General features: G+C 72.5%; 19 protein-coding genes. All 19 read right to left on the reverse strand.

Translation table 11 applies throughout. The features are described from left to right. Positions 1 to 2 precede the first annotated feature (2 nt). The 19 genes from rfbC to ACFZB3_RS43260 are packed head-to-tail and all read right to left on the reverse strand — an operon-like array spanning position 3 to position 24,781. On the reverse strand, positions 3 to 554 hold the full coding sequence (rfbC, locus tag ACFZB3_RS43170; protein WP_391387512.1) for a dTDP-4-dehydrorhamnose 3,5-epimerase: 552 nt from the start codon (positions 552 to 554) through the stop codon (positions 3 to 5). Further along, positions 551 to 1,789: a polysaccharide pyruvyl transferase family protein gene (locus ACFZB3_RS43175; protein WP_391387517.1), complete on the reverse strand. Its 1,239-nt coding sequence runs from the start codon at positions 1,787 to 1,789 to the stop codon at positions 551 to 553. The genes rfbC and ACFZB3_RS43175 overlap by 4 nt, the downstream gene beginning before the upstream one ends. Next, positions 1,786 to 2,733, reverse strand: a complete 948-nt coding sequence (locus tag ACFZB3_RS43180) for a glycosyltransferase (RefSeq protein WP_391387520.1) — start codon at positions 2,731 to 2,733, stop codon at positions 1,786 to 1,788. Before ACFZB3_RS43180 ends, ACFZB3_RS43175 begins: the two co-directional genes overlap by 4 nt. Then, complete coding sequence (locus tag ACFZB3_RS43185; protein ID WP_391387523.1) at positions 2,730 to 4,028, reverse strand: hypothetical protein; 1,299 nt, start codon at positions 4,026 to 4,028, stop codon at positions 2,730 to 2,732. The genes ACFZB3_RS43180 and ACFZB3_RS43185 overlap by 4 nt, the downstream gene beginning before the upstream one ends. Beyond that, entirely contained in the window at positions 4,025 to 5,278 is a 1,254-nt protein-coding gene (locus ACFZB3_RS43190; protein WP_391387848.1) for a DUF4910 domain-containing protein, read from the reverse strand. The genes ACFZB3_RS43185 and ACFZB3_RS43190 overlap by 4 nt, the downstream gene beginning before the upstream one ends. 17 nt (positions 5,279 to 5,295) lie before the next feature. After that, positions 5,296 to 6,330 (reverse strand): NAD-dependent epimerase/dehydratase family protein, encoded by a 1,035-nt coding sequence (locus ACFZB3_RS43195; RefSeq protein ID WP_391387526.1) that lies wholly within the window; start codon positions 6,328 to 6,330, stop codon positions 5,296 to 5,298. A 6-nt stretch (positions 6,331 to 6,336) separates the two neighbouring features. Continuing rightward, positions 6,337 to 6,984 carry a PIG-L family deacetylase gene (locus ACFZB3_RS43200; protein WP_391387529.1) on the reverse strand — a complete coding sequence of 216 codons (648 nt, stop codon included), beginning with the start codon at positions 6,982 to 6,984 and terminating at the stop codon, positions 6,337 to 6,339. Continuing rightward, complete coding sequence (locus tag ACFZB3_RS43205) at positions 6,981 to 7,775, reverse strand: sugar phosphate nucleotidyltransferase (RefSeq protein ID WP_391387532.1); 795 nt, start codon at positions 7,773 to 7,775, stop codon at positions 6,981 to 6,983. The genes ACFZB3_RS43200 and ACFZB3_RS43205 overlap by 4 nt, the downstream gene beginning before the upstream one ends. Continuing rightward, entirely contained in the window at positions 7,772 to 9,019 is a 1,248-nt protein-coding gene (locus tag ACFZB3_RS43210) for a methyltransferase domain-containing protein (protein WP_391387536.1), read from the reverse strand. The genes ACFZB3_RS43205 and ACFZB3_RS43210 overlap by 4 nt, the downstream gene beginning before the upstream one ends. Further along, entirely contained in the window at positions 9,016 to 10,257 is a 1,242-nt protein-coding gene (locus ACFZB3_RS43215; protein WP_391387539.1) for a glycosyltransferase, read from the reverse strand. Before ACFZB3_RS43215 ends, ACFZB3_RS43210 begins: the two co-directional genes overlap by 4 nt. A gap of 2 nt (positions 10,258 to 10,259) precedes the next feature. Beyond that, positions 10,260 to 11,570 (reverse strand): O-antigen ligase domain-containing protein, encoded by a 1,311-nt coding sequence (locus ACFZB3_RS43220; RefSeq protein ID WP_391387541.1) that lies wholly within the window; start codon positions 11,568 to 11,570, stop codon positions 10,260 to 10,262. Positions 11,571 to 11,601: 31 nt separating this feature from the next. Continuing rightward, entirely contained in the window at positions 11,602 to 13,143 is a 1,542-nt protein-coding gene (locus ACFZB3_RS43225) for a right-handed parallel beta-helix repeat-containing protein (protein WP_391387544.1), read from the reverse strand. Positions 13,144 to 13,150: 7 nt separating this feature from the next. Beyond that, positions 13,151 to 15,115, reverse strand: coding sequence for a heparinase II/III family protein (locus ACFZB3_RS43230; protein WP_391387547.1), 1,965 nt, complete (start codon positions 15,113 to 15,115; stop codon positions 13,151 to 13,153). Next, positions 15,115 to 17,307, reverse strand: coding sequence for a Gfo/Idh/MocA family oxidoreductase (locus ACFZB3_RS43235; RefSeq protein WP_391387550.1), 2,193 nt, complete (start codon positions 17,305 to 17,307; stop codon positions 15,115 to 15,117). Before ACFZB3_RS43235 ends, ACFZB3_RS43230 begins: the two co-directional genes overlap by 1 nt. A 17-nt stretch (positions 17,308 to 17,324) precedes the next feature. Beyond that, positions 17,325 to 19,259 (reverse strand): asparagine synthase (glutamine-hydrolyzing), encoded by a 1,935-nt coding sequence (gene asnB / locus ACFZB3_RS43240; protein WP_391387553.1) that lies wholly within the window; start codon positions 19,257 to 19,259, stop codon positions 17,325 to 17,327. Positions 19,260 to 19,262: 3 nt separating this feature from the next. After that, a complete protein-coding gene (locus ACFZB3_RS43245; RefSeq protein WP_391387556.1) occupies positions 19,263 to 20,837 on the reverse strand; it encodes a Wzz/FepE/Etk N-terminal domain-containing protein in 1,575 nt (524 codons plus the stop codon). Further along, positions 20,834 to 22,204 carry a polysaccharide biosynthesis protein gene (locus tag ACFZB3_RS43250; protein WP_391387559.1) on the reverse strand — a complete coding sequence of 457 codons (1,371 nt, stop codon included), beginning with the start codon at positions 22,202 to 22,204 and terminating at the stop codon, positions 20,834 to 20,836. The genes ACFZB3_RS43245 and ACFZB3_RS43250 overlap by 4 nt, the downstream gene beginning before the upstream one ends. Next, positions 22,201 to 23,466 carry a glycosyltransferase gene (locus tag ACFZB3_RS43255; RefSeq protein WP_391387561.1) on the reverse strand — a complete coding sequence of 422 codons (1,266 nt, stop codon included), beginning with the start codon at positions 23,464 to 23,466 and terminating at the stop codon, positions 22,201 to 22,203. The genes ACFZB3_RS43250 and ACFZB3_RS43255 overlap by 4 nt, the downstream gene beginning before the upstream one ends. Further along, on the reverse strand, positions 23,456 to 24,781 hold the full coding sequence (locus ACFZB3_RS43260; RefSeq protein WP_391387563.1) for a nucleotide sugar dehydrogenase: 1,326 nt from the start codon (positions 24,779 to 24,781) through the stop codon (positions 23,456 to 23,458). Before ACFZB3_RS43260 ends, ACFZB3_RS43255 begins: the two co-directional genes overlap by 11 nt. Positions 24,782 to 24,844 lie beyond the last annotated feature (63 nt).

Below are 24,844 nucleotides of genomic sequence, written 5' to 3' on the forward strand. Positions count from 1 at the left end.
CCTCAACTTTCTCTGTGCTTCAGGACCTGGGCGAGGCTCGGCGCCTCCCGGTCCCGTTGGGACATCGAGGCGACCGGCAGCGGCCAGGGAATGGCAAGCTCCGGGTCGTCGAAGGCGATGGTCACGTCCTCGGCCGGATCGTGCGGGCGGTCGATGCGGTACGAGGTGTCGGCGATGTCGGTCAGTGCCTGAAAACCGTGCGCGCATCCCGCGGGAATGTAAAGAGTTGGTTGTGTTTCTCCAGAAAGTTCAAAGGACACCCAGTTGCGGAAAGTGGGAGAGCCCTCCCGCAGGTCCACGACGACGTCGAAGATCCTCCCGTAGGAGCAGCGCACCAGCTTGGCCTCGCCGGCGCCGGAGCGCAGGTGCAGGCCGCGCAGCACGCCCCGGACCGAGCGGGAGACGCTGTCCTGGACGAAGGCGTTCGGGTCGAGGCCCACCGAGCGGACCACGTCGGCGTCGAAGGTGCGGCAGAAGAAGCCGCGTTCGTCGGCGTAGGGCGTCGGCTCGAAGAAGAACGCGCCGGCGATCTCCGGGACTCGGGTCGCTTTCATGGAGACTCCTGCCGGGCGTGCGGGTCGGTGTGGTCGGTCGCCGGGAACAGGGCAGCGGTCAAGGCGGCGAACTGCCGGTCGAGTTGCCGGGCGGCGTCCAGGTTCCGCTCGGCGAGGGTCTCCCGCAGCTCGGCCGATGCCTTCTCCAGCGCCCGGAACTGCTCCAGGAGCCGGTCGGCGTCGACCTCGCGCGCCGGGTGGCAGTAGGCGCCGAGGCCCATCCCGGCCATGAGCGCGTCGCTCTTCGCGGCGTAGCTGAGTGCGAGCACCGGAGTGCCGGTCTTCAGCGCGCAGATCAGGTTGTGGTAGCGGACCGCGACCACGGTGTCGGCGGCCGCCATCTCCGTCATCAGGTCGTCGAGTGACGCCGGTTCGGCGGCGGTGACCAGCGGTGAGTCCACCGCGTCGAGGATCGCGGCGACCACCGAGGCGTCGCACCGGTCGCCGGTGAGCAGCCGGACCGGCCTGCCCTCCTCGACCAGCACGCGGACGAACCGGATCGTCCCGTCGAGGTAGCGCCGGTGGATCTCGTCGGCCCGGGCGCGGTCGTCGTTGCCGCCGTGGAAGTCCATGACGCCGAGGCAGACCGTGCCCGGTGAGCCCGAAGGCGCGCTCGCCGGCGGTGTCGGCAGGGAGAAGGCGAGGTCCGGGTAGACCTCGTCGTGCGTGGTGTCCACGCCCATCGCCCGCATCGCGTCCCGGGACTGGGCGTCCCGGTAGGACCGGTACGCGGCCAGCCGCGCGGACCAGCGCACCAGGGTCCGGGTGGGCCGGTTGCGGATCCCGGCGGCGCCGACGCTGACCAGCGCGACCCGGGTGCCCAGCAGCCGGCCGCTCGCGCAGAGCAGGAACAGCGAGTACGGGAAGCCCCAGGGCCGCAGCGGCAGGGTGGCCTCCAGGACGCCCATGCCCGGCACGATCACGACGTCGTGCCGGCGCACCCAGGCGGCGGTGCGGAAGACGTCGACGAGCTTGCCGAGCCCCTTCGAGGCGATCGCGCCCGCACGTGAGGCGGTCCGGTACTCCGCGCGGTTCCAGTGCAGCCGCGTGGCGGGGATCCCGAACCGGGCCGTCACGGCCTCGGGCCCGCCGCACAGCGCGTCCACGACCGCCTCCGGGTGCTCGGCGCGCAGGTACCCGAGGACGGCCTGGAGCGACCCGTCGTTGCCGAGGTTGCCGGAGCCGAGCAGGCCGAACACCCCGACGCGCACCGGCTTTTCGCCCGCGGCCGTCATCGCCGCCTCCCCTCGCGGCCGGCGACGAGGGCGTCGACGGAGACCGTGAGCAGGGCCGGGTCGACCGGGGCGCGGTCCTCGACCCGCTCGCCGGCGCCCGGCCGGACCCGGCTGGTCATCCACGACGCCAGGTGGCGGTAGCACTCCCGCCGGTCGGCCGGGGACAGCGGCGCCCGCCGGACCGCCGAGGCGAAGCCCCAGACGTACTCGGCGAGCAGCCGCGGCGTCGGGTGCAGCAGGCCGGCCCGGCGCGGGTCCAGGTTGACGCACCGGGAGCGCTTGGACGGGTTCGCCCGCTCGGCGCGGGTGGGGTGGTCGCGGCGGAAGTACAGCAGCTCCGGGACCTGGTGGAAGCGGCCGTGCAGGGTGATCTCGGCGACGAACGTGCGGTCCGCGTGGTGGTAGCTGTCCATCGGCTTCACCCGGCGCAGCATGTCGGCGCGCATGACCCCGTAGAAGTCGTCGCCGCCGGGCTCGAACAACAGGCTGCGGAAGCGCTCCGGGGCGTGTGGCGAGTTGGTGGCGAGCGTGTACTCGTAGGGGACCGTCACCTGGCCGTCGCCGTCGATGACCGCCTGGTCGGTGTGGGCGAGGATGACGTCCGGCCGCTCGTCCAGTGCCTCGACGCAGCGGCGGATCAGGTCGCGGCCGTAGAGGTCGTCGTGCGAGGCCCACTTGAACAGTTCGCCGCGGGACTCGGCGAACACGTGGTTGTGGTTCGGGGTGGCGCCGATGTTCCGGGGCAGCCGGTGGTAGCGGATGCGGGAGTCCTGGGCGGCGTACTTGCGGCAGATGTCCTCGGTCCCGTCGGTCGAGGCGTTGTCGGAGACGACCAGTTCGAAGTCCTCGTAGGTCTGGCCGAGGAGGGCGTCGAACGACTCGGCCAGGTACTCCTCGCCGTTGTACACGGGCAGGCCGATGCTCAGCCTGGGTCGGTCGGTCATGCGGTCCTCACTTCGGGGATGGGATGGCGGCGGTGCTCGCGCAGGGCGGACCGCAGTTGCAGCCACCACACGGCCGAGCCGCTGAGGGTCGCGGCGGCGACGCCCCAGGCCGAACCGGCCGTGCCGGCGACGGCCGCCCCGCCGAGCCCGCCGCCGACGTAGCAGGCGGAGGCGAACAGCTGGCAGCGCAGGCTGCGCCGGGCCGCGCCGAGCGCGCGCAGCCCAGCCGCCGCGCCGGTGCCGAGGCCCGCTCCCGCGACGCTGAGGGTGATCTGCACGAGGAGGTGCGAGGACGAGTGCCAGACGTCGCCGAGCGCCAGGTCGCCGAGCCGGTCCGGCATCAGCAGCAGCGCCGAGCCCCAGAGCAGCGCTCCGACGGCCTGCCCGCCGCCGAGGAGGAGGCAGAACCTGCCGAGTTGGTGCGGGGCCCGCCGCAGCACCCGGGCCGCCTCCGGGACGGTGACCAGCGAAAGCCCCATCAGGACGGCGAGGAACGGCCCCATCAGGAGCTCGGCGCCCCGCACCGCGCCCACCGCGCCGACCCCGACGATCACGCCGAGCCCGTACGCCCGTACCTGGCTGGCGCCGCTGAGGCTGACGTTCTCGACCAGGTACCGGTAGCCGAGATCGCGCTGTTCGCGCAGCCAGCTGCGCGCCTCGGCCAACCGGGGCCGGATGCCGGACTGGAGGTAGCCGTACCCCGCCGCCACCGTGGCGGACCCGCCCCAGGCGAGCACGAAGGCGGCCACCGTGTCCACGTGGGCCGCCACCACCATGGCCGGGACGAGCGCGATGCCCCACACGACGTCGTTGACGAACGCCTTCCGCCCCGCGCCGGCGGCGAAGAACGAGAACCGCCAGGCGTCCTGGAGCAGCAGGCCCGGCATCATGACACCGAGGGCGGCGAACGCGGGCCCCACCCGGCCGCCGAGGCCGAGCCCGGCCGCCAGGCACACCACGCCGAGGGCCGCGCCGACGCCGAGGGCGGTACCCGTGGAGCGGGCCACCGCCCCGCGCCAGGAGGCGTCCGGCACGCCGCTGAAGCGCACCACGAGCGGGTCGGTGGCCAGGCCCCGGGAGACGTTGAGCACCACGCCGTACGTCACCCAGGCCAGGCTGAACACGCCGAACGCGGTCACGCCCAGCGAGCGGGCCACGTAGAGGCCCACCGCGAAGTTGCTGATGCTGGAGGCCGCCTGGTCGGCGAGGCCCCAGGACAGCCGGCCGACGAGGGCCCGCCTGGCGGACCCGGCCGGTGCTGTCGTCTTCTCCCCCTGGGTGGTCATGGGCGTCATTCCTTGACCAGGTCGGCGCCGCGCAGCGCATCGGCCGCGGCGGCGACGGTGTCGAACGGCAGCCCGGACCGCTCGGCGACGTCCAGCAGGCTGTGCTCGCCGTCGGAGAGGCTGAGCACCCAGAGCATGGCCATCTGGGCCTGCTTGGTGTCGCTGCGGCCGCCGAGCGCGTCGTACAGCCCGCGCCGGCCCAGTTGCGGTTCACCGTAGGGACTGAGGTTGACGTACCGCCGGTTGCGGTCGAGGACGGCGAACGCCTCGCGGCAGACGGCGAGGGTGTCCGCCATCGCCGCCGGGGAGACGAAGTCCAGGTTGTCCGCCGAGGTGTGGTACTCGGGGTAGCCGGCGTACGGGGTCCGGGTGAGCGAGCCGACGCCCAGGTTGAACCCGGGCGAGCAGAACTGCCGCTCGTCGTAGCCGTACGGGGTGAACTCGTTGACGCGGTGCGGGCGTTCGGACGCGGTCAGGACGTGCCGCAGCACCCGGTCGATCTCCGCGTCGCCGCGCCTGCTCTGCTTGTACGTCAGTTGGCCCGGGTCCCCGGCGCAGGCGAGCACCAGGCCGTGTTTGACCCGGTCCACCCGTTCCGCGTTGCGGGCCAGCCAGGTGATCGCCCCGATGGTGCCGGGCGCGAACAGGAACCGGTAGGTGTAGTACGTCGGTTGCTCGGCGAGGGCACGGGCCAGGTACGTCGCCACCGCGATGCCGGCCAGGTTGTCGTTGGCCAGCGACGGGTGGCAGACATGGCAGGAGACGATCACCTCGTCGGGGACCTGGCCGGGGACCACGTACTCGGCGTAGGTGAGGTGGCCGTCGGCGAGGGTGGAGTCGATGCGTACCTCGTACTCGCCGTCGGGCATCGAGTCCAGGGTCTCCTGGGCCAGGCAGAATCCCCAGTCCGGCTTGTAGTAGCTGGTGCGGTACGGCACCCAGGACGGGTGGTCGGGCAGGGTGTGCAGGTGGCCGCGGAGTTCGGCGAGCGGCATGGTCGCCGACACGGGCACGCTGTAGCCGAGCACGTGCAGGCTGGACGCGGCGAAGTCGACCACCCGGTTGCCGGCGGTGTCGGCGATGTACGCGTCCCGGATGTTCCACTCCTGCGGCACCGTCCAGTCGAGCACCTGCGTCCCGGTCGGCACCTCGTGCACCTGCAGCGGGATGTACTCCCCGACGATGTCCAGGGTGGCGCGCACGCCGTCGCCGGTGATGCTCCGGCAGAGCGGGTACATCCGCTCCACCAGCGCGTACATCTCCTCGCTCACGTCGGTCACCGGCGCCGCCTGAGGGTGTCGTCGACGGTGCCGGCCTCGGCCCCCGCGCGCAGCACGGCGAGCCGGGTGAAGCGCTGCTCGAAGTCCTCCCGGGTGAGGTCGAACTTCCGGTAGGCGTCGGCGAGTTCGAGCGCGCCCCGCTGCACCGTCCACTCGCAGTCGAAGCCGGGGATCGCGGCCCGGAACCGGGAGAAGTCCACCCGGTAGGACCGCGGGTCGGCGCCCGTCTCCCCCGTGATCACCACCTTGGAGCCGGTCACCGCCTCGGCGACCTGCTCGGCGATCTCGGCGACCGTGACGTTGTTGACCTCGCTGCCGATGTTGAACGCCCGGTCGTGCACCGCCTCGCGCGGCGCGGTCAGCGCGGCCGTGAAGGCCCGCGCGATGTCGGCCGCGTGCACCAGCGGGCGCCAGGGGGTGCCGTCGGAGAGCACCAGCACCTCGCCGGATAGGAGCGCGTGGCCCACGAGGTTGTTGAGCACGATGTCGGCGCGCAGCCGGGGCGAGTAGCCGAAGGCGGTGGCGTTGCGCATGAACACCGGGGTGAAGTCGTCGTCGGCCAGCGCGTGCAGGTCGTCCTCCACCCGGACCTTCGACTCCGCGTACGGGGTGACCGGGCGCAGCGGGGCGTCCTCGGTCACCAAGTTCGACAAGTCGGGGTCGCCGGCGGCGCCGTACACCGAGCAGGTCGACGCGTACAGGAAGCGCCGCACCCCGGCGTCCCGGGCCAGTTGCGCCAGGCGGACGGACGCGTGGTGGTTGATGTCGTAGGTGAGTTCCGGGGCCAGCGAGCCGAGCGGGTCGTTGGAGAGCGCGGCCAGGTGGATCACGGCGTCCACCCCGGCCATGTGCTCGGCGGTGACGTCGCGCAGGTCGACCTGGTACCCCTGCGGGTCGTCGGGCCGCGGGCCGAGGACGCAGTCGGCGAACAGGCCGGAGTCGAGGCCGGTGACGTCGTGCCCGGCGGCCTTGAGGACCGGGGCCATGACGGTGCCCAGATAGCCCTGGTGTCCGGTCAGTAGTACGCGCAAGGTGGTTCAACCCCCCAGGTTGAGCGTGAGTTTGGTGACGGCGAACGCCTCGGCGTAGCGCGCGTGGCATTCGATGCCGCGGATCCGGGCGAGGCCGAGGAAGGCCTCCCGGTCGTACCAGGGCCGGTGGCGCTGCGAGGGGTAGTGCTCCTGCAGCAGCCGCACCTTCTGTTCGGCGGTCTCCGTCGCCAGCGGCTGGTAGGCCGCCGGTCGGCCGAGATCACCGTCCCACTTGACGATCTCGTAGCCGAGCACGAGATGGTCACGGAACGCGGTGGTCATGAGTTTCGCCAGGCCGCGGTGGTCCTGGTGGGCGTCGTCGGTGCGCGGGGCGAGGACCAGGTCGGGTTCGGTCTGCGCACGCAGCTCCTCGACGGCGGACTTGGCCTCCTCCCAGTGGGCCGGGAACCGGCCGTCCGGCAGCTTGTGCACGGTCAGCCGCAGGTCGGCGCCGGGGCAGAAGGCCGCGAGCGCGGCCTGCTCCTCCTGCTCGCGCTCGCTGCCGCCGCCGGTGAGCACCAGCGCGTCGACCCGGATGCCGGGCCGGGCCTGGCACAGCGTCAGCAGCGTGCCGCCGGCGCCGATGGCGATGTCGTCGCAGTGGGCGCCCACCGCGACGATCCGGTCCAGGGGTCCGGCCCCGAGCCGTATCACGCTCCGGCTCCGGCGGTGTCCCGCTCCCACACGGCCCACGGACGGTCGCCCCGGGTGTAGGCCTCGTCGAGCGCGGCCCGCTCCTTCACGGTGTCGGTCGGCTTCCAGAAGCCGCGGTGCTGGTGTGCCACCAGCCGTCCCCGCTTGGCGAGTTGGGCGCAGCCGTCGGCGACCAGGTCGCCGTTCTCCGGTATGTGGTCGAAGACCTCCTGGCGGAGCACGAAGTAGCCGCCGTTCTCCCACAGCGGCAGTTCGCTGACCGCGGTGATGCCGCCCACCAGGTTGTCCTCGCCCAGCTCCACGCAGTGGAACGACGACTGCGGCGGGACCACCATCATCGACGCCCCGGCGTCGCGCGCCGCGAACTTGTCGATCATCTCGGGCAGCGGGGCGTCGGTGAGCACGTCGGCGTAGTTGGCGAGGAACATCTCGTCGCCGTCCAGGTGGTGGCGCACCCGGCGCAGCCGCTCCCCGATCGGGGACTCGATGCCGGTCTGGGCGAAGGTGATCGTCCAGTCGGCGATGTCGGTGGAGAGCAGCTCGGTCTTCCCGCCGCGCAGGACGAAGTCGTTGGACGTGGTCTCCTCGTAGTTGAGGAAGAAGTCCTTGATGTGGTGGGCCCCGTACCCGAGGCACAGGATGAACTCGGTGTGCCCGAAGTACGCGTAGTAGCGCATGACATGCCATATCAGCGGGCGCGGGCCGACCATCGCCATCGGCTTGGGCACGTCGTCGGAGGTGCCGTTGCGCATCCGCATCCCGTAACCGCCGCAGAACAGGACGACCTTCATGCTGTGACCTCTTTCGCGGCCTCGACGATGCTCAGTTCCGGGATGGGAAAGACCAGCCGGCCGCCCCACTCGTGGACGAAGGCCAGCTGCTCGGCGAGTTCGGCCCGCAGGTTCCACGGGAGGACGAGGACGTAGTCCGGCTTGTCGGCGGCGATCCGCTCGGGCGAGAGGATCGGGATGCGGGTGCCCGGGGTGAACCTGCCGTGCTTGTAGGGGTTGCGGTCGACGGTGTAGGCGAGCAGGTCGGGGCGGATGCCGCAGTGGTTGAGCAGGGTGTTGCCCTTGCCCGGGGCGCCGTAGCCGACGACCGTCTCGCCGCGCTCGGCCGCCTCGATGAGGAACCGCAGCAGGTCCCGGCGGACCTTGGCGACGCGGGCGGAGAACTCGGCGTACCCGGACAGCTCCTGCAGTCCGGCGGCCTTCTCGCGTTCCAGTACGTCGGCCACCCGCCGCGTCGGCTCGCCGGCCGTCTCGGCCGGGCGGGCCCAGAGCCGGATGGAGCCGCCGTGCGTGGGCAGCAACTCGACGTCCACGAGGGCGAGTCCGCCGCTCGCAAGGGCCCGGATCGCCGAAGCCACCGTGTAGTACTGGAAGTGCTCGTGGTAGATCGTGTCGTACTGGTTCTCCTCGATCAGGGTCAGCAGGTGCTGCACCTCGATGGAGACCCAGCCGTCGTCGGCGACCAGGGCGCGCAGCCCCTGGGTGAACCCGACCACGTCGGGGATGTGCGCGTACACGTTGTTGGCGACGACCAGGTCCGCCGGGCCGTGTTCCGCGCGGACGGCGGCGCCGGTCTCCGGGGAGAGGAACTCGGTGAGCGTGGGCACGCCCGCCTCCCGTGCCGCGGCGCCGACGTTCACCGACGGCTCGATGCCGAGGCAGCGGATCCCCCGGTCCACCACGTGCCTCAGCAGGTACCCGTCGTTGCTCGCCACCTCGACCACGAAGGCGTCGGGGCCGAGCGGCAGCCGCTCGGCGGCACCGGCGACGAAGGCGCGCGCGTGCTCCACCCAGGAGGTCGAGAAGGAGGAGAAGTAGGCGTACTCCTTGAACGTCTCCTCGGGTGTGATCAGCGGCGGGATCTGCGCGAGCCAGCAGTCGGTGCAGACCCGCAGGTGGAGCGGGTAGGCAGGCTCCGGATCGTCCAGTCGGTCCGCGGCGAGGAAGCTCTCGCACGGCGGCGTCGCCCCCAGGTCGACGACGCTCGCCAGCGCTTCCGAGCCGCAGAGTCGGCATCGTGTCATCTGTTGTCCCCATCCCCCCTGCTCGCGCGGGTGTCCCCGTCGCGAGCCTGTGCCGACCGTCCCGCGATCGCGGTGCGGTACTCCTCTTCCAGGCGCCGCAGGCCGACGGCCGGGCTGAAGCCCTGCTCGTAGCGGCGGCGCGCGGCCCGGCCCATCTCCCCGTTGCGGGCCGGGTCGGCCGCGATCCGGCGGATGCCGGACGCGAGCGAGCCGGGCTCGCCCGGCCGGTGCAGCAGCCCGGTGACGCCGTCCTCGACGAGTTCGACGAAGGCGCCGTGTCCTGCGGCGACGGTCGGCACGCCGGCCGCCATCGCCTCCACGACCACCAGGCCGAACGCCTCCAGCCACGTCGAGGGGGCCACCACGGCGACCGACCGCGCGACGGCCTTGCGGCACTCCGCCGTGTCCAGCAGGCCGACGTAGCGCACGTCGTCCCGGCCCGCCGCCCAGGCGGTCACCTCGCGCTCCAGCGGTCCGGTGCCGGCGATCACGAGCGGCACGCCCACCCCGCCGACCGCCGCGATCTCGTCCCAGGCGGCCATGAGCAGCCGTACGCCCTTGGCCTCCGCGAGCCGGCCGAGGTAGAGCACGTGCTCGCCCTCGCCGTCCCGGCAACTGCCCGGGTCGGGGACGAAGTTGTGCTTCACCGTCAGCCGTTCGGCCGGCATGCCGGACCGGACCAGGACGTCGCGCTGGGCCGCGGAGATGCACAGGAACCGCTCCACGCCGGACCGCCACCGCCGCCGGTTGGCCGACAGGCTGACCGCGAGCGGCACGGTCGCGAGGCGGGAGTCGCGGTAGCAGCCGTGCCGGACGGCGGGCAGCGGTGCGGTGCCGACGCACTCGGTGCACGGGCGGCCGTCGCGCTGCAGGGTGCCGGGCGGGCAGACCTGGGTGTAGTTGTGCAGCGTGGCGACGGCCGGCACCCCGGCGTCCGCGCACGCGGCGAGGACCGCGGGCGACAGCAGCGGGAAGACGTTGTGGACGTGCACCACGTCCGGCCGCTCGGCGCGCAGCCGGGCGGCGAGTTCCGTGCGGACCGCCGGGTTCCACGGCACGAGCAGCGGCACCGCGACCTTCCCGAGGAGGGACCGGCCGGCGATGTCGTCGCTGCGCCGCTCGAACACCTCGACCCGGTGGCCGGCCGCCCGCAGCAGCTCCACCTCCTGGTCGACGACCTTGTTCTCCCCGCTCGGCTGCGCCGAGCCGTAGCGGTTGTGCACCACGAGGACGTGCATGGTCAGGTCACCTCCGGTCGGCCGGGGAGTTCGGGCGCCGGAAGGGGGGCCGTCGCGGCGGGCGACGCCAGCAGCGAGGCGGCCAGCGCCAGATGCAGCAGATAGGGCGAGGCGTCGCCGAGACCGGCCTCGGTGTACGAGGCGATCGCGCAGTAGCTGATCAGGAAGATCGCGCAGGCCCGCTGCAGCGACGGCGGCCGCAGCAACGCGACACCGCCGAGGACGACGATGATGATCGCGACCAGAGTGACACCGGCCAGACCCTGCTCGTTGTAGACGGCCAGCCAGCTGTTGTCGATCGGCAGCCCGCCGAACGACTTGTCGCCCAGGCCCACGCCGAGGAACTTCTCCGAGGTGGTCCGGGGTGCGGCAAGGAGGGCGTCCCAGACCTTGGCCCGGCCGGTGAGGCTGGAGAAGTTCTCCTTGCTCTGTCCGCGCAGGAACCACGTCTGCAGGGCGGAGGCGAACCCGACCGCGGCCACCACGCCGAGCAGCACCGCCCAGCTGAAGAACTTGCGGGCGGCCGCGCTGGTCAGGATGAGCGAGCCGATCGCCAGCGCGAATCCGAGCAGCAGGCCGAGCGTGGCCGTGCGGGTATGGGTCAGCGCGAGCAGCACGAAGGACGGCACGATGACCACCGCGGCGCTCTTCCGGTCGGTCCGGCGGCCCAGCAGGAGCAGCGCGGTGAGCCCGATGATCACCGCCGCGTACTGCCCGATCTGCGGCGGGGTGAGCGGCCACAGCGCGCCGACCAGGCGTCCGCCGTAGAGGTCGGGCAGGGCCGCGCCCGGTGAGACGACCAGGCCGAGGGCCACCGATCCGAGCACCGCGAAGTACGCCCGGATGTGGTACCGGACGAACGTCAGGCTGCCGTCCCACCAGCGGCTGAGCAGCCACAGCGTGCCGATGAAGAGCGTGAGCCGGAAGCAGCGGAACAGCGCGCCGAACCCGGACTCCAGGTTGGCGCTGGAGATCACGCTCGTCACCAGCAGCAGGGTGAGCAGGAGCAGGTAGGCGCTGGGCCGGATGCGGAGCCGGAGATTGACCGCGAGCGCCAGCGCGAACGCGGCGACCAGGGCGCCCATGGTGACCATCTGGATGAGGGAGCGCGGCAGCGGGACGATGGTCTTCGCCCCGGCGGAGCCGAGCGTGTTGAGGACCAGCAGTCCCCAGACGATCCCGACGATCCTCGGGGTGCCGGCGGAGCCCGGCCCGGCGCCGGGCGACGCGTCCGGCCGCCTGCTCGCCTCCGCGTTCGCCGACGTGTTCCCCGACGTGTTCGTAGGCGAGTTCGTAGGCGAGTTCGTAGGCATATTCATCGACTTGTTCATCGGTTTGTCCATCTCAGCCACCGGCCCCTGGATCGAGGGTGCTGCCCGCGTCCTGCCGGTAGTCGGGGCCCTGCCACTCGTCGAAGTCGAGCACCCGGCTCGGGTCGTAGGCGACGAACTCCCACGGACCGACGTAGACGTTGCGGTGCCAGCGGTTGTCCTGCTTGTGCGTGATCGCCTCGGCCACCTTCTCGCCCTTGTACGGCGACCAGTCGGGATACGTCCCGTAGTTGGACAGCACCGCCATGCGGTCGCACATCTCGGTGCACCTGACCACGGACTCGTCGAGCACGAACCGGTTGTCGTGGATGTCCACGCGCTGGGTCTTCCACCGGCAGTCGGCGTAGAGCGGTGCCTTGTCGATGGCCGGTGCGGCGCAGCGGGCGGCGTTCTTCACCAGCAGCGTGCAGTCGCCGGACGAGGTGTTGGCCGGGCTGTTGCAGAACCGGTCGGCGTTCTCCCACAGGGTGATCCCGGACCAGTTGTTCTCCAGCACGTTCCGGTAGATCTCTATCTTGTCGGTGCGGGCCCGGACCCGTGGTTCGCCGCCCGACTCGGACAGGTAGACCGTGGCGTACGGGAAGTTGTCGCCGCGGTCGGCGTACCTGCGGCCCTCGACCCAGTTGTTCCGCCGGACCGTGTTGTTCCGGATGACCGCGTTGTAGCTGGTCTCGTAGATCAGCGCGGCACCGTCGTTGGAGTCGAGCACGTTGTTCTCGATGAGGAAGTCGTTGTTGTCGGTGTCCGCCCACAGCCCGGCTCCGCGGTTGTCGTGCACCCAGTTGCCCCGGATGTCCGCGCCGTCGACGGCCCAGAACTTGATGCCTCCGGTGCAGCCGCAGCCCTGCTGGCGCCGTTCCCAGTCGTCGGTGTTGTTGCCCACGATCTCGTTGCCCTCGACGACGAGGTCTCTGATGCCGCCGCCGCCCTTGTAGGCGTTCATTCCGTACTGTCCGTTGTCGCGCAGGCAGCTGAAGCGAACCCGCTGGCGGGCGCCGGCCATCAGGCCCGCCCCGGAGTTGTCCTGGATCGTGGCGTGCTCGATCACCCACCCGTCGGCCGAGTCGTGGTTGACCACGCCCTCGTTCTGCGGTGCGACGAAATGCTGCACGGTCAGGTAGCGGATGGTGACGTCGGGGGCGGTGCCCGTGAACGCGTACTGGTTCTTCTTCCCGCCGTCGAGCACCGCGCCCGGCGCACCGAGGTAGCGGTCCCCCTTCTTGGGGATCACCTGGGCGTAGCGGTCGGGGGCGAGCCGGTGTTTGCCCGGCCGGAGCCAGAACGTGGTGTTCGCCGGGCTGTTCCTGGTCTTCGTCGCCAGGTCGCCGACGACCGAGGGGTCGACCGTCACCGCGCCCGCCGGCGCCTTCGCCGGCCCGGCCGCGGGGTTGGCGCACACCCGGGCCACGGCCCGGGCCGCGGAGGTGGACGTGGAGGGTGCGGCGGTCGGCGCCGTTGCCCGGGCGCCCGACGTGCTGTCGCAGCCGGTCGCCGTCAGCAGGGCCAGCGCCAGCGGTGCCGCCGCCGTCGCCCAGTGCCGCCTCTTGATCACCACGTGCCCCCTAGCCGCCGAACCTGAGCACGGTGGTGAACCCGCCCGCACCGGCGGCGGGGCTGGTGCCGGTGCCGATCAGCGTCGTGGTGGGTTCCTTGCGCCCGAAGCCCGCGGAGTACCAGCCGAGCGGCGGGTCGGTCTCGCCGCGGTGCGCCCGCCAGGACAGCTGCCCGGGCAGGTCGAGCACCGCGGAACGCCCCTCGCCGTCCCGGATCCAGGTGAGCACCGCCCGGTTCCCCACCAGGTCCGCGGCGATCTCCGGACCGAGGTGGAACGCCAGCCGCACGGTCCGGCGCGGGCCGCGCACCTCGTCGACCACCGTCAGCTCCCGGCTCGCGGCCGTCAGCTCCACCCGGCGGCGGTGCACGGAGCCCTCGTACCCGTCGTGCTCGGCACACCAGCGGGCCACGTCCTCGCCGGCCGGGTCCGCGGCCAGGACGCGGGTGCGGGCCTGCCGGGTCCACAGGAACGGGCCGCCGGAGACGGACTGGTCGGCGCCGTCCAGTTGCAGCGTGTTGTGGCCGAGGGTCGACCGGAAGTACTGCCGCCAGGCGGGCTGCCCGTGGTAGCAGAACGTCCCCGGGTCTGCGAGCACCTCGACCCCGTCGTGCCGTACCTCCACGGACAGCGCGTCCGCGTGGGCGTGCGCGGCGATGGACAGGAAGCCGTGCGGACCGCCGTCGCAGCGGCACCAGATCTCTCCCGGACCGCGCAGCACGGTGAGCCCCGCGTCGGCGAAGTGGGCGGGCCGGCTTGCCGGGCGGGACACGGCGGGTGCGGTGCCGTCTTTCGCGTACGGCCGGATGAGCGCGGCCAGCAGCGGGGTGCGCACGTCGGTGCCGGTCACCGCAGGCCACCAGTCGAGGCGGCCGAACACGGCGTCGCCGGTGGCGAGCAGTGAGGCCCAGCGGTCGGTGCCCGCGCCGTCCACGACCAGGCCGTGCCCGTCGTCGGCGTCCCCCTGGCGCGGCGGCCGCAGCCGGTTGTCCACGACGGCCGCGAGGGCGTCGGTCATCCGCAGCAGCACCAGCCGGACGGACGGCGGGACCTGGACGCGCGCGGCGTCCGCCTCGGCGACCGCGGCCAGGCCGAGTTCCAGCACGAGGCCGTGGTACTCGCTGGCCAGTTCGCGGTTGATCCCGGAGGGGAAGGTGTTGCTCCGCAGGTGCCGCTCCAGCGACCGCAGCGCGTCGGCCCGCCAGCGCGCCGAGGCGGGGAACCAGCCGAACGCGCAGGCCGCCGCGAGCTGTCCGGCGGCCTCGGCGATGACGTGGTTGTTCGCCGAGGAGCCCCGGCTGGGGAAGGCGGCCAGCCAGCGCTGGTGGTGCCAGATCTGGTTCTGCGCCACCGGGTTCTCCTCGAACAGCCCGGCCGCGCCCGGCCAGTCGTCGAGCAGCCGGCGGATCCACACCCAGGACAGCAGCCGGATGCCCAGCTCGATGCCGCTGATCCAGTGCACGCCCCGCAGCGGCGGGTTGGCCGTCCACCACGACCGCAGGTGCTCGGCCACGCGCTCGGCGTACCGCTCGTTCCCGGTGACCGCGTAGGCGGCGGCGAGCACGGTGAGGTACTGGTGCCGGGACGGCTCCCAGATCTGCTTGATGTCCCCGACCGTGTCCTCGTCGCGGTAGGGCACGTCGAAGGCGTAGCCCCACGGGGCCCGGCGCCCGGTCTTCGGGTCGCACCACCAGTCCGGGTCGGTGAGGTCGTCGCGGACCACCCCGAAGTACTCGACGTGCCCGTACATCAGCCGGTCCGCCTCGGCGACCAGGCGTTTCGCGGCGTCCGGCGGCACCGCGGCGATCGTCCCGGCGGGGAGTACGGCGGTGAACCGGGCGCCGGTCACCTTCGGGCAGTCCGGCCGTGCGGACCGCCAGCGGCGTCTGCGCACGGTGTCGCCCGCCCGGCCCGCGATCTCCCGCGGCCCCATCCGGGACAGCCGTCGCAGGTACCACCCTGCGCTCATGGTCATCACGGCCTCGCCAACGTCACCGGCGCGCCGCCGGCCAGGCCGGCCTGCACGGCGAGGGTGGCGGCCGTGGTCGCGACCAGGGATTCGAGCGGCACCGGCATCGGTCCGCCGGTGCGCACGGCCTTGATGAACGCGGCCAGTTCGGCGTTCTGGCCCTTGTCCCGGGCCTTGGGCAGCCGCGAACTCACCCACCGCTTGCGGCCGTAGACCGAGGCCCGGACGAAGTCGTCGAGCCGCAGCACCTTGCCGTCCGCGACCAGGTCCAGCGTCTCCTTCGGGAAGCCGGGGGCGCCGGTGGTGACGTAGCTGACGGTGGCCGTGGACCCGTCCGGGTAGCGCAGTACGACCTGCAGGTCGTCGTTGCCGGAGGAGGCGACCGCGTAGACGGACACCGGGTCGGCCTCCAGCAGCCAGCTCGCCGTGTCGATGAAGTGGCCGCCCTCGCCGGCGAACCGGGAGCCCTCGGTGCCCTGCTGGAGGTACCAGCTGCCGTGCTGCAGCCGTCCGGCGTTGACCAGGTAGCGCAGGCTCGCCGGACCGGTCCGGGCGCCGAACCGCTCCTTGGCCTCCTGAAGCAGCGGGGCGAACCGGCGGTTGAAGCCGACCTGGAGCCGGTCGTTGCCGGACTCCTCCACCGCCGCGAGCACGCCGGCCAGTTCGTCCTCGGTGAGGGCCAGCGGCTTCTCCACGAACACCGTCTTGCCGGCCAGCAGTGCCCTGCGGGTCAGTTCGGCGTGCGAGCTGTGCCGGGTGACCACGAACACCGCGTCGATCGACTTGTCGCCGAGTACGGCGTCGAGGTCGGTGGTCGCCTCGCCGAAGCCGAACTTCCGCTGCGCGTTAGCCGCGGAGAGCGCCGTCGTGGAGACGACGGTCGCCAGCTCGACGCCGTCGCGCTGGGCCAGGTGCGGCAGCAGCATCGACGTCGCGTAGTTCCCCGCGCCCACGAACGCGAGGCGCACCGACGAGTTGCCGGCCCGGGCCGGGGCGGGCGCTCCCCCGCCGCGGCGCACCGCGGGCACCGCCACCGACGGGGGCTCGGCCTCGCCCTCCACCGCTTCCGTCGCCTGTTCGGGGTACCGGAACAGCACGGCCACGGCCTTCAGTTCGCCGTCCTTCAGCCGCCGGTACGTCTCGACGGCGTCGTCGAAGTCGGCGACATGGGAGACCAGGGGCTCCACGTCGACGCGGCCGCGGGCGACGAGGTCGAGGAAGCACGCCAGGTTGCGGCGCTCGGTCCAGCGCACATAGCCGATCGGGTAGTCGCGTCCCTCCAGCTCGTACTCCGGGTCGTAGCGCCCGGGGCCGTACGACCGCGAGAACCGGACGTCGAGTTCCTTCTCGTAGTACGCGTTCCACGGCAGGTCCAGGCGGCACTTGCCGATGTCGACGACCCGGCCGCGGTCCCGGCAGAGCCGGGCGGCCAGCTCGACGGGCTGGTTGCTGCCGCCGCCGGCGGCCAGGTACACCTGGTCCACGCCGTGCCCGTCGGTGAGTTCGGCGACCGCGGTCTCCACGGCCGCGGAGGCGGGGTCGCCGCAGGCCACGGCGCCCAGCCGCTCGGCGAGTTCGCAGCGGGACGGGTCCGGGTCGGCGCCGACGACGCGGACTCCCGCGGCGGTCAGGAGCTGGACCACCAGCTGCCCGATCAGGCCGAGGCCGATGACCAGGGCCACCTCGCCGAGCTGGGGTTCGCCCTGGCGGACGCCCTGCATCGCGATCGACCCGACGGTGCCGAAGGCGGCGTGCCGCGGCGCGAGGCCGTCCGGCACCGGGGTGTAGAGGTTCTTCGGCACCCAGTTCAGCTCGGCGTGCAGCGCGTGCTCGTTGCCGGCACAGGCCACGAGGTCGCCGACCTTCACGTCGTCGATCCCGGCGCCGACCTGCTCGACCACCCCGCACAGCGAGTAGCCCAGCGGCGTGTAGGAGTCCAGCTTGCCCATCACCTTGCGGTAGGTGGCGGGCAGCCCGTTGGTGGCCACGCTCTGCATGACCTTGGCCACCTGGTCGGGACGGGAGCGGGCCTTGCCGAGCATCGACATGCCGGCCTCGGACACCTTCATGAGCTCGGTGCCGGTGGAGATCAGCGAGTAGGCGCTGCGGACCAGCACACCGCCCGGCTTGCACCCCGGCACCGGAACGTCGAGCACCGCCAGCTCGCCGCTCTTGTAGTTCTGTACAACCTGCTTCACCCGAACTCCTCAGATTCCTAAGCTGTCAACCGAGTGCTCTGGCCGGACCCAGCGGTCGCGTCCCGATACCAGTACTCAAGGGTCAGTACGTGCCACAGATGCTTCGAGTAGTCCTGCTGCCCGGCGGCGTCCTCGGCGACCATGCGTGCCAGCGCGTCGCGGCGCAGGAACCCGGAGCGGACGAGCTCGCCGTCGTTGACCACCTCGCGTACCAGCGGTGCCAGGTCCCGGCTCATCCAGGCCCGCAGCGGGGCGCTGAACAGGCCCTTGGGCCGGTACACGATCTCCCGGGGCAGGATCGAGGTGGCCGCCTCCTTGAGGACGGCCTTGCCCTGCCGTCCGACGATCTTGCGGTCGCCGGGCACCGCGAACGCGGCCCTGACCACCTCGACGTCCACGTACGGCACGCGGACCTCGGTGGAGGCGGCCATGCTGGAGCGGTCCGTGTACGTGAGGTTCAGGCCCGGCAGGAACATCCGGGCGTCGGTGAGGCACATGCGGTTGACGAAGTCGTCCAGTTCGTTGTCCGCGTAGACGTCCGCGTGCTCGGTCAGCACGTCCTCGACCGTCCCGGCCAGGTCCGGATCGAGCAGGGCGAGCAGCTCGTCCTGGTCGTACATGGTGTAGCTGCGCCGGAAGGCGGTCTCCTCCGGCAGGTCGGCGAAGGAGAGGAACCGCTTGGCGAAGCGCACCGAGCGGTACCCGCGGCGGCTGCTGGCGACCGGCAGCCGGTCCACGGCCGCGGACACCCCGCGCCGCAGGGGCCGCGGGACCCGCTGGTAGCGCAGCGCGATCAGGTTGGCCAGGTGCTTGCGGTACCCGGCGAACAGCTCGTCCGCGCCCATCCCGGAGAGCATCACCTTCACCCCGGCCTCGCGTGCGGCCATGCAGATCAGGTAGGTGTTGATCGCGGCGGGGTCGCCGATCGGCTCGTCCAGGTGGTACGTCATCCGCGGCAGCAGGTCGAGGACGTTCGGCGCGATCTCGATCTCGTGCAGGTCGACGCCGAACTGCCCGGCGACCTGCCGGGCGTAGCGCAGGTCGTCCGGCATCGCCTCGAACTTCGCGTCCTCGGCGCGGAACCCGATCGTGTAGGCGGAGATCCCCGGCTGGTGGCGGGCCGCCAGCGCGGTCAGGTAGCTGGAGTCGAGGCCGCCGGAGAGGAAGGTCGCCACGGGGACGTCGGAGAGCAGGTGGCGCCGGGTCGACTCCTCGACGACGGCGGCCAGGTCCGGCGTCTCACCGGCCAGGGCCCGCGCCCGCCCTTCGGCGGCGACGTCCTTCAGGTTCCAGAACCGGCCGCGCTCCACCCGGCCGTCGGGCCGGCACCGCAGCCAGCTGCCCGGCTCCAGCTTCTCCGCCTCGCGGAACGCGCACCGTGAGTCCGGCACCCAGTAGTAGAGCAGCGAGGCCACCAGCGCCGCGTCGTCCACCTGCAGCGACCGGCCGGTGGCGACGGAGAGCGCCTTGAGTTCGGAGGCGAACACCAGGCCGCCGCCGCGCCGGAGCAGGAACAGCGGCTTGATGCCGAGCTGGTCGCGGGCGAGCACCAGGTCGCCGGTGCGCTCGTCGAAGACGCCGAACGCGAACATGCCGCGCAGCCGGGGCAGGCAGTCCGTGCCCCAGCGCCGCCAGGCCTCCAGGAGCACCTCGGTGTCGGAGGTGCCGCGGAAGCGCACCCCGGTGGCCTCCAGCTCCGCCCGGAGTTCGGGCGCGTTGTACAGCTCGCCGTTGTAGGTCAGGACGAGGCCGTCCGAGGCCATCGGCTGGGCGCCGGTGTCGGACAGGTCGATGATGGCCAGCCTGCGGTGGCCGAGGTGCACCTCGCCGTCGCCGACGGGGTGGCTGTACCGGCCCGAGCCGTCCGGGCCGCGGTGGGCGAGGGTGTCGGTGAGCCGGTCGGTGACGATCTTTCCGTCCGGCCATCGGTAGGTGCCTGCGATGCCGCACATGTGCTAGCGCACCTCCTGTTCGTTCTCCGGGCCCCGGGCGGCCCACACCGGCTGCCGGTCGGTCCGCCGCCGGCCCGTCCCCGGCTGCGTGGCCGACCGCTCGGTCCCCGGCTGCGTGGTCGGCCGCTCCGTCCCCGCCTGGGTGGCCGGGCGCTCGCTCCGGCCGCGCAGCGCGGTCTGCAGCCCGTCCCAGAGGGTGCCGTCGGTCCGGTCCCGCGGGTCGGGGTCGATCAGCACCACTCCGATCACCGGGATGCGCTGGTCCGCGAGCTGCCGGGCCACGGTGTGCAGCCAGGCGGCGCTGCCGTGTCCGGCCCGCACCACGAGCACCGTCTGGGTGCCGAGGTACCGGAGGTCGGTCCACGCCGTGCCGGGCGCCACCGAGCCGACGCCGATCCTGCGTTCCTGGGGCGACGCGGTCGTGGCCTGCTCGGCGCCGACCACGGTCGGGTCGCCCGGCTTCTGGCGGCGGCCCGCCAGCTGCCGGCCGGGCAGCGCGTCGACGACGGTCACCGGCCCCTCCGCCGCCAGGGCCCTGGCGAGGTCCAGGGCGATCGCGCTCGTGGCGCGCGCAGAGCCCAGTTCCAGCAGCGACACCGGTTCTGTGGAGCCGCGCACGGTGCGGGCCAGGGCCGCGGTGAGCCGTTCGCGGGTGAGCCGGGTCCGCCGGCGCTGCCACGGCCTGCTCCTGCGGCGGGGCAGCTCCGCGATGACCGAGGCGCCCAGGTTCGCCGAGATGTCCCGGCGCAGCACGGGGCGGTCCGCCACCACCGTGCCGACCGCGGCCAGTGCGAGCCCGAGGAAGAGCCCGAGGACGAGGCCGATCGCGGAGTCGGTGGCGACGGTCTTGGGCAGGGAGTGCCGCAGCGCGCGCGGGGTGTCCACGATCTGCGTGCCGGCGACGACCTGGGGCGCGCCGGTCCGCGCGTCCGCGGCGCGCTCGTCGAAGTCGGAGATGCGCGAGTTGAGTTCGGCACGGCGGGCGAAGAGCGATTCGAGGGTCGCCGACGCCTTCGGGTCGCTGTCCGCGGACTGGTTTCCGATCTCCTTGTTGACCTGCGCGAGTTCGTCCCGCATGCGGTCACGCTGGTCGATCAGGGCCTGGGCCTCGGCCTGTGCGGTCCGCTGCATCCGCTGCACGTGGTCCGCGACGAACGCGTCGGCCAGCGCCTTGGCCCGGGCCACCGCCTGGGCGTCGGTGTCGCCGGTCACGGTGATCTGCAGCAGGTTGTTGGTCAGTCCGGTGCCCCGGTACTCCTGCAGGAAGTCCTCGGGTTTCTCCCGGGACTTGAGGGCCTGCAGGGCCTTGCCGGCGATCTGCGTGGTCTGCAGCAGCTGAACGTCGGTGCGGATCAGCGTTCCGGTGTCGTTCGGCTGGTCCGCCTCGTGCGCGACCAGCACTTCGGTCACCGCGGTCGGCGCCGGCGGCATCGCGACCGCCAGCCCGGAGCCCCCGAGCAGGCCGAGGAGCGCCGTGGCGTACCAGAGGCGGCGGCGCCTGCGCACCGCCACCACCAGGGCCTGAAGGTCGAGAAGCGGACCGGCGGCCGACGACTCCGCGGTCGTGCTGGTCGTCACGCTGAACCTCCTGTGGCCTGGCCGCGAACCGCGAGTGCGAGGGTGGCGTCGTCCGGAGGCCGGCCGACGGGCCGTGTCTCCCGGGCGCGGACCGGGTCGGCGACGACGATGCCGAGGATCTCGTGCCGGCCGTCCGCACACGCCTCGGCGATACCGGCGAGTTCCTCCGCGGTCCAGCTGCCCGCGCTGAGGACGACGAGGGCGCCGGACTCGGTGTCGCGGTCCGGCACGATCGGCCGGTCCGCCGAGACCTCCACCACCCGCAGCTGCGGATCGCCCTTGGCCTCGGCGGCGAGCTGTCCGGCGGCCCGGCGGGCGATCCCGTCGCCGTCCGGTACGACCACCAGCAGCCGCCGGGGGGCGGGCAGTTGGTCCCGGAGGCGGGTGCAGACCCGCCGGTAGCGGATCCGCCGGGCGGCCTCGTCGTCGGACCTCGGCGGGGTCGGCAGGTCCCACCGGGTGTCGGCGCCGAGCAGCCGGCGGAGCCGGCTCCGCCGGGCGCCGTCCTCCGGCCGGTGCGCGCCGCGCCCTCCGTCGGGCACCTCCACGGTGCCCAGCAGCGCCGCGCCCAGCGCCGCGGTGATCTCCGGTTCGGTGCGCAGCCGGCGGTTCATGCGTGCGGCGGCGAGGTGGCCGACGACCGCGAGCAGGAGGAACAGCAGCGCTCCGGCGCCGACGAGCTGGACCCTCGTCGGCGGCGCCTGGCCGGTCGGACGGGCCGCCGGTCCCATGACGACCATGCCGGCCTTGTTGGTCGCCGGGTTGGCCTCGTCCAGCTTCGTCATGGCCTCCTCCAGCGAGGTGCTCAGCTTCTCGAGCTCCGTCCGGGCCTGCACGCCCTCCACGGTCTGCCCCGGATCGGCCGCGTCGGCCAGCTCGGTGATGCGGCGGTTGGCCTCCTCGACCTGCTTGCGCAGCGCCTCGGACTCCGTGGCCGCCGCGGAGTCGGTGCCGCCGCCCGCGATCCGCGAGGCGAACTTGACGAACTGCTGGGCCACTTGGTCGGAGAGCTGCTGCGCGCGCCGCGGGGAGTCGGCGGTGCCCGAGATCTTGATGATGTTCCCGTCGGCGGCCGAGGCGGTCACCTGGCCCCGCAGCTCGGCATCGCTGACGTCCTTCCAGCGGAGCGTGGCGGCCGCGCGGTCGACCACCGTCGAACTGGTCGCGATGTCGACCTGGGTGAGCAGCTCACGCTCCTCCCACTGCCCCGGCAGCAGGACCGACGCCGACGTCGTGTAGGTCGGTGGGAACACCACCGAGGCGCCGTAGCCGACGAGCCCTCCCGCGACGGCGAGGACGGCGAGAAACCGCCAGCGCCGGCGGAATATCCGCCCGATGGTGACCAGACGTATCGATTCCTCGCTCAACTGCGCTGCCTCTTCCCTGTTCGAACCTGATCGGCCGCCGACACCGGGGTGTGGTCACGGCAGGCGGCTGCGTAGGCAGCAAGCAGCGACGCTTGCGAGTTGCGCCAGGAAAGCGGGCCGCCGACCCGCTCCTGGCCGATCTTGCCCATCCGGGCCCGCCGGTCCGGGTCGTCGAGGAGCTGCGCGACGAGCCCGGCGAACTCGGCCTCGTCGTCGTCGGCCGCGTAGACGGCGGCCTCGCCGGCGGAGACGCGCGCTTCCTTCAGGTCGAACGAGACGATCGGCCGGCCCATCGCCATGTACTCCAGGACCTTGTTCATGGTCGACACGTCGTTGAGCGGATTGCACGGGTCGGGAGAGAGGCAGACGTCCGCGGTGGACAGGTAGCGCACCAGGTCGGCGTCCGGAATGCGCCCGGTGAACTGCACCTGGTCGCCGAGCCCGAGCTGCCGGGACAGCTCCACCATCGCGTCGAAGGCGTCGCCGGAGCCGACGAACACCGCGTGCCAGTCGGTCCGGCCGAGGTCGTCGCGGAGCTTCGCGAGGGCGCGCAGGGCGTAGTCGACGCCGTCCTGCGGGCCCATGACGCCGAGGTAGCACAGCAGATGCGGCTTGCCGCGCTTCAACTCCGGCTCGGGCGGCACCGGCTGGAACCGTTCGACGGCGGGTGCGCTGCGCACCACGAAGACGTCCTCCGGCCGCCGGCCGCCCCTCCGTATCGCCACGTCCCGGTAGCTCTCGTTGGTGGCGAGGACGATGTCCGCGGCCCGGTAGGTCCACCGCTCCAGTGCGCGGACGGCGCGGTAGAGCAGGTCCTCGCCGCGGCCGAACCGGGAGAGGTACAGCTCGGGTACCAGGTCGTGCTGGTCGAAGACGAACCGTGCGCCGCGCCGCTTCAGCCACAGCGCCGGCAGGAACAGCAGGTCGGGCGGGTTGCAGGCGTGGACGACGTCGACCGGGCCGACCTTGCGGGCCAGCCGGGCCGTGTGCCAGAGCGCCGATCCGTACTCCTTGAGGTACCCGGCCGGTCCTCCGGTGGCCGCGCGCAACGGGTAGCGGTGGATCCGCACGCCGTCGATCTCCGCCTCCGGCTCCGTGTCGCGTTTGCTGCCCTGCGGGCAGATGACGTCCACCGTCCAGCCCGCGTCGCGCAGCGTCGTGCACTCCTGCCACACCCGCCGGTCGAACGGCACCGACAGGTTCTCCACCAGGATCAGCGCACGCCGGTCGGTCCCGGCGCCGCCTGTTGCGTTACCAAGCAAGGCCCATGTACCCCGGTTCGGTCCGGCGCGTCTCGGCGTCGGGAAGGCGGACGAGGTCGACGATCACGGGTCCTTCGCCGTGCGGCAGCGCCGCCAGCACGGCCGGCTCCTTGGTCCCGACCAGGCACACCTCGGCGTGGTCGAGCACCTCCTCCACGGAGTCCGCGAGGAGTTGCGCGAGGTGCGGCAGCCGGCTCTCGATGTACTCGCGGTTCGCGCCGAGCAGGCGGGAGAGGCTCACGTTGGCGTCATAGATCTTGATGTCGTAGCCCTTGCCGAAGAGCCGCTCCGCCAGCTCGACGAGCGGGCTTTCGCGGAGGTCGTCGGTGCCGGGCTTGAAGGACAGCCCGAACATCCCCACGCGGCGCTTCCCGGTGCGCTCGACCAGGTCCACCGCGCGCTGCAGATGGTCGGAGTTGGAGGTCAGCACGTGGGCGAGGATGGGGACCGAGACGTCGGCCCGCTGGGCCGCGTGCACCAGGCTGCGCAGGTCCTTGGGCAGGCAGGAGCCGCCGAAGGCGAAGCCCGGCCGCAGGTAGGCGGGGCTGATGTTCAGCTTGCGGTCGGCCAGGAACACGTCCATCACCTGGTGCGAGTCCACCCCGAGCGCCTGGCAGACCGCGCCCAGCTCGTTGGCGAAGCCGATCTTGAGGCCGTGGAACGCGTTGTCCGCGTACTTGATCGCCTCGGCCGTCGGGACCGGCACCCGGAACACCTCGCCGGGCAGGCTCTCGTACAGCGCGAGCACCGCGTCGCCGCTCGCGGCGTCGAGTTCGCCGACGACGGTCTTGGGCGGGTCGAAGAAGTCCCGCACGCTCGTGCCCTCGCGCAGGAACTCCGGGTTGACCGCGACCCCGAAGTCCACCCCTGCCGTGCCGCCGACGGTCTTCTCCAGGATCGGCACCAGCAGGTTCAGGCAGGTGCCCGGGAGCATGGTGCTGCGGAACACGACGGTGTGCCGGCCCCCCTTCCCGGCCCCCTCGGCCAGCGCGGCGCCGATCTCCTCGGTGACCCGCTCCAGGTACGTGGTGCACAGGCTGCCGTTGGGCTCCGACGGGGTGCCCACGCAGACCAGCGACACGTCGCTGCCGGCGATCGCCTCGCGGACGTCGCGGGTGGCGCGCAGCGCCCCGGTCCCCACGACCTCCGCGATGAGCTCGCCGATACGTTCCTCCACCACCGGAGCCTTGCCGTCGTTGACCAGGTCGACCTTCACCTGGTTGACGTCCACCCCGATGACCTCGTGACCCATGCCGGCCAGGCACGCGGCTGATACGCAGCCCACGTAGCCGAGCCCGAAAACGCTGACTCTCATGACTCGTCCCTCCCCCCAGGCAGGCCCTTGTGGCCTGCGGTCCGCGCGTCGGCGGGACCCTTG

Source organism: Streptomyces sp. NPDC008092, assembly GCF_042957285.1.
In the GTDB taxonomy this organism is placed as follows: domain Bacteria; phylum Actinomycetota; class Actinomycetes; order Streptomycetales; family Streptomycetaceae; genus Streptomyces.